Annotated in this window: 7 protein-coding genes; 6 read left to right on the forward strand and 1 reads right to left on the reverse strand. The window is 23.1% G+C overall.

The window, feature by feature from the left end; all coding sequences use genetic code 11:
• Positions 1–204 precede the first annotated feature (204 nt).
• The 4 genes from L992_RS08105 (at position 205) to L992_RS08120 (ending at position 2578) form a co-directional block, all read left to right on the forward strand.
• Positions 205–390, forward strand: coding sequence for a hypothetical protein (locus tag L992_RS08105; RefSeq protein ID WP_047395539.1), 186 nt, complete (start codon positions 205–207; stop codon positions 388–390).
• On the forward strand, positions 380–1522 hold the full coding sequence (locus L992_RS08110) for a replication initiation protein (protein ID WP_047395542.1): 1143 nt from the start codon (positions 380–382) through the stop codon (positions 1520–1522). The genes L992_RS08105 and L992_RS08110 overlap by 11 nt, the downstream gene beginning before the upstream one ends.
• 148 nt (positions 1523–1670) lie before the next feature.
• Positions 1671–1874: a hypothetical protein gene (locus L992_RS08115; protein ID WP_047395545.1), complete on the forward strand. Its 204-nt coding sequence runs from the start codon at positions 1671–1673 to the stop codon at positions 1872–1874.
• Positions 1875–1876: 2 nt separating this feature from the next.
• Positions 1877–2578, forward strand: a complete 702-nt coding sequence (locus tag L992_RS08120; RefSeq protein WP_081982786.1) for a zeta toxin family protein — start codon at positions 1877–1879, stop codon at positions 2576–2578.
• A gap of 19 nt (positions 2579–2597) precedes the next feature.
• Here the strand turns inward: L992_RS08120 and L992_RS08125 are convergent, their stop codons facing one another.
• Positions 2598–2798, reverse strand: coding sequence for a hypothetical protein (locus L992_RS08125; RefSeq protein ID WP_047395548.1), 201 nt, complete (start codon positions 2796–2798; stop codon positions 2598–2600).
• A 293-nt stretch (positions 2799–3091) separates the two neighbouring features.
• On the opposite strand from L992_RS08125, the gene L992_RS13505 reads away from it, so the two are divergent.
• Together L992_RS13505 and L992_RS08130 are read left to right on the forward strand one after the other, a co-directional pair.
• Positions 3092–3235 carry a hypothetical protein gene (locus L992_RS13505; protein ID WP_156110664.1) on the forward strand — a complete coding sequence of 48 codons (144 nt, stop codon included), beginning with the start codon at positions 3092–3094 and terminating at the stop codon, positions 3233–3235.
• A 2-nt stretch (positions 3236–3237) separates the two neighbouring features.
• Positions 3238–3807, forward strand: a complete 570-nt coding sequence (locus L992_RS08130; RefSeq protein ID WP_047395551.1) for a hypothetical protein — start codon at positions 3238–3240, stop codon at positions 3805–3807.
• The last annotated feature ends 317 nt before the right edge of the window (positions 3808–4124 follow it).

Consider the following 4124-nt stretch of genomic DNA (forward strand, 5'->3'; position numbering starts at 1 on the left):
AAAAACGGTTTTTCGATTTCAGTTTACTACAAAAAAACGGTTTTTCAATTTCAGTTTACTACAAAAAAACGGTTTTAGTTTACTACAAAAAAACGGTTTTATCCCTTTCTAAAAAAACATACATTTGTATGTAAAAAAGTTTGAAATTTATTTAAAAATTTGTTATAATCAATTAAATTAAAGTTTTAGGAGTGGAAAAAGTTTATGAAAATAAAAAAAACAATAAGTGTTATGAAAGCAGGAACTAGATTAAATATAAATATTCCTGCTCAATTTGTAGAATTATTAGGATTAGAAGCAGGAAGTAAAAATACTGAAATAGAATTAGATACAAATAAAAAAATTCTAATAATACGGCAAATAAAGGAGCAAACAAATAATGAGAGATAGAGAAATTAGTCATCATAATAGTATTTCACAAGGAAAATTAGAAGATTTTGAATTAAGAGAATTAAAGCTATTTTTAGCTTTAATGTCAGATGTTGAAAAAAATAAAAGTTATTATGAATATTCACACTTAGATATAAAAAAATTTATTGGAATGGGAGATCAGAGTTTAAAAAGTTTTAGCAGTATAATAAAAAAATTACAAAAAAGGGTTTTAATAGTCTCTACTCCTGAAAAAGAAATTAATTATAGTATATTTACAATTTTGGTATTTAATCATAAAAATAAAACTGTTGAAGTTGAGTATTCTCCAAGATTTTTTCCTTTAATAAGTGATTTTAAAGGAAACTTTTGTAAATATAAATTAAAATATATTGAACCCTTAACAAGCAAATATTCAGTTTTATTTTATATGTTATTTAAGTCAAATCAATTTAAAAAAGATTTTTCAATGTCTATTGAAGAAATAAATTTTAAGATAGGAAAAAGTTTTAGAAGTGATAATTTAGAAAGAAGAGTTTTAGAGCCTACAATAGAAGAAATAAACAAATATACAGATATAAATATTGAAGTGATAAAAGAACGTAATGGATTAAAAAATAAAATAAGTGGATATAAATTTATTGTTTCAAAAAAAATAATTAAAGTATCAAATTTACTAGAAAAAGCAATAAAAAAAGCTAAGAGAAATATTTATATAAATAAGTCCAAAATGCTAAATGATGAAAGTATTCAAATTCTTTTATCAGAAATATCAGAGAATGATTTAATAAATGGACTTAACTATGCTTATATAAAAATAAATAAAGAGTTTAAAACTTTAGGATACTTAAAAAAAGTTATTTTAAGTATTGATGAAACGATAGAAACAAGTAATGAAATTGAAATGTTAGAAAATAAAGAAGTAGAACAAAAAGAAAATAAAGAATTAAAAGAAAATGTAATTTTAGTGGAAGAAGAACAAGAAAATAATTTAATTGAAATTTTGAAAAGAAACGAGGAGCAGTTAATCGAATATTTAGTAAATGTTGAAAAATCAGATATAGGAACATTACTTTTACTAAAGAAAAAATCAAAAATGATTTATGAAAATACTTTAAAAAGAGCTTATAATAAAATAAAAAAAGAGCTTTAAAAAGTTAAAAACTTAATAAAACTCAAAGACAAAAAATCTAAACGTAATATTTAGCTCACAAATATTACGACTTTATTATACCAAAAAAAACAAAAAAAATCAAAAAAAAGTATTACTAAAAGTATTACTTTTAAAAAGGAGTGATTTTATGAAAACTATTATAGATTTAGAGAAAGATAATTTATTTGATTTTTTTACAAGTATGAATTTGAATGAAGTAGAAGATTTTATAGAAAAATATGCAAAAAGTGAAGAAGACGAAATGCTTTATCATAAAATATTTGAAAGATGTCTTCAAATAAGACAGAAACAAATAATTGAAGATGAAAAGAAACATGGAGTAAGGTATTAATTATGGATTCTACAAAAATATTTACGATTTTTGCTGGAGTTAATGGAGCTGGAAAATCAACATTATTTAGATATATTAATAAAAACGAGTATGGAATTAGAATCAATACAGATGAAATTGTAGGTAAAAATTGGCAAAATTCAGAATTACAATTAAAAGCAGGAAGAGAAGCAATAAGAATTAGAGAAAAAGCTTTTAATGAAAATAAATCATTAAATCAAGAAACAACTCTTACAGGAAACGGAATATTAAGAGCTATAGATAAAGCTAAAGAACTAGGATATAAGATTAATGTCTTTTATGTTGGAGTTAAAAGCCCTGAAATAGCTAAAGAAAGAGTAAAAGAAAGGGTATTAAATGGGGGACATGGAATCCCTGAAAATACTATTGAAAAAAGATATTACGAATCTTTAGAAAATTTAAATAAAATTAAAAATAAATGTAATGAATTAATAATATATGATAACTCAAAAAATTTTGAAAAAATTATTAAAATTAAAGAAACTAATATACAAATTATTGCTGAAAATATTCCAAAATGGGTTAAAGAAAGTTTAGATTTAGAAATTAAAGAACAAAAGAAAGAACGAAATCCATGGAGCAAAGTTCCAAAAGAAAAGGATCAAGAAAAAAAGGTTAAAGACCAAGATAAAAAAAATCCATGGAGTAAGAAAAAAAATAATGATCGTGGAATGGAAAGATAAAAAAGTAATACCATTGGTATTACTTTTTTTCATTTATTACATTGTCTACATAATTAATAATTTTTCGTAAAGTTTCAAGTGTACCTTCATGGTTTACGAAAATTTTAGAAACAGTATTTCTATTGACAATAACGTAGAGTTCTTTTTTTAAAATATTATGTCGCTTCATTTTAGCTTCTATTTCATATATTAAATCATCTAATTTATTTTCTTTGTCCATTAAATCACACCACCTTTATTATATAATAAAGTATAACATAAAAGGCATTAAAGTAATACTAAAAGTATTACGATACATAGTTATGTATGTATCTATACATAAAAAAATATGTTGACACTTGAATAATTTAATAGTATACTGTATATATATAAAAAAGTAATACTAAAAGTATTACTTTTAAAATAAAAAAAAGGCTTAAAAATAAGCCTTTCTTTTCAGAAGTATGATAACTTCCAAACCCTAAAGAAAGTATATCATATTTCTCTGAAAAAATCTATATCGGAGGTAAAAATATGAATGTAAAAGAAATTAATGGAAAATTTGAATGTTATTTTAAGGAATTGGATTTAAGGTATATTGTTGATAGTATGGAGAACGCATTAACAATAGCTTTTGCTTTAGGAATGAGTAAAAATGCAATATTGGAGGGGAAATAGTTATGATAAAATTGACTATAGATCAACAAAAAAAATTATTAGAAATGTTATTAGATGATGAAAATTTTTCAACAATAAGAAAAGAGTTAAATGTTGGAGAAAGATATAATCTGAAATCTTTGTGTGAATATTATGGAGGGAAATTATATAAGGCATACAAACTTCATAGAAATAACTATAGAGAAGAAAAAAATATAGATGATAACAAACTAACGATTATAGAGAATACTTCATCAGAGTTTTTATCAAAAGAAGATTTTTTTAAAAGTATGTCAATTTTATCTTCACAAATAAAAAGTATAAATATTGGAAATAATTTATTAGAAGAACAAAATCAAAAAGAGGATAAAATAGAAAATAATGTAATAAGTGAGATTATTTTAAATACTCTTCCCAAAGTTCTTCCTGATCGTTTACAAGGAGAAAATTATAGAGTAAAACAAACATCTGTAAAAGTAGTTGAAAATGTTTATAATGAATTTACAGAATATTGCAAAGGGAAAAAAGGGTTTTCAACAATAGAATTACATTCTTTAGCTCTTCTTGAATTTTTAGAAAAATATAGAGCTTAATAAAGGGGGAGTTATGAGTATAATTCAACGAACTGGATATAATAAAAATAGACGAGTTAAAATAGATTATCAAGGAAGCAAGAAAAAAAATTTAACACAAGAAAAAATGGAAATGCAAACACACATTATTAGTTATATTAGGGGTCCCGTCAGGAAAACGCGGAATAACAACGCTAAGGATTTTTCTGACCATTGATGACCCCTTTATTTTCAATGTATTTCGACCATTTTTCATTCAAAGATTTTCTCAAGTAATCTAATTAGAGTTATTTCCATCTTTCCTTGTATTTATTAGCTTTTTATCTTGCTGCTCCGGA

The sequence above is a fragment of the Cetobacterium sp. ZOR0034 genome, from assembly GCF_000799075.1.
In the GTDB taxonomy this organism is placed as follows: Bacteria; Fusobacteriota; Fusobacteriia; order Fusobacteriales; family Fusobacteriaceae; genus Cetobacterium_A.

Coding starts and splice junctions, on each gene's coding strand:
- L992_RS08130 (WP_047395551.1), top strand. CDS start 3,238: ATGATAAAATTGACTATAGATCAACAAAAAAAATTATTAGAAATGTTA.
- L992_RS08105 (WP_047395539.1), top strand. CDS start 205: ATGAAAATAAAAAAAACAATAAGTGTTATGAAAGCAGGAACTAGATTA.
- L992_RS08115 (WP_047395545.1), top strand. CDS start 1,671: ATGAAAACTATTATAGATTTAGAGAAAGATAATTTATTTGATTTTTTT.
- L992_RS08125 (WP_047395548.1), bottom strand. CDS start 2,798: ATGGACAAAGAAAATAAATTAGATGATTTAATATATGAAATAGAAGCT.
- L992_RS13505 (WP_156110664.1), top strand. CDS start 3,092: ATGAATGTAAAAGAAATTAATGGAAAATTTGAATGTTATTTTAAGGAA.
- L992_RS08120 (WP_081982786.1), top strand. CDS start 1,877: ATGGATTCTACAAAAATATTTACGATTTTTGCTGGAGTTAATGGAGCT.
- L992_RS08110 (WP_047395542.1), top strand. CDS start 380: ATGAGAGATAGAGAAATTAGTCATCATAATAGTATTTCACAAGGAAAA.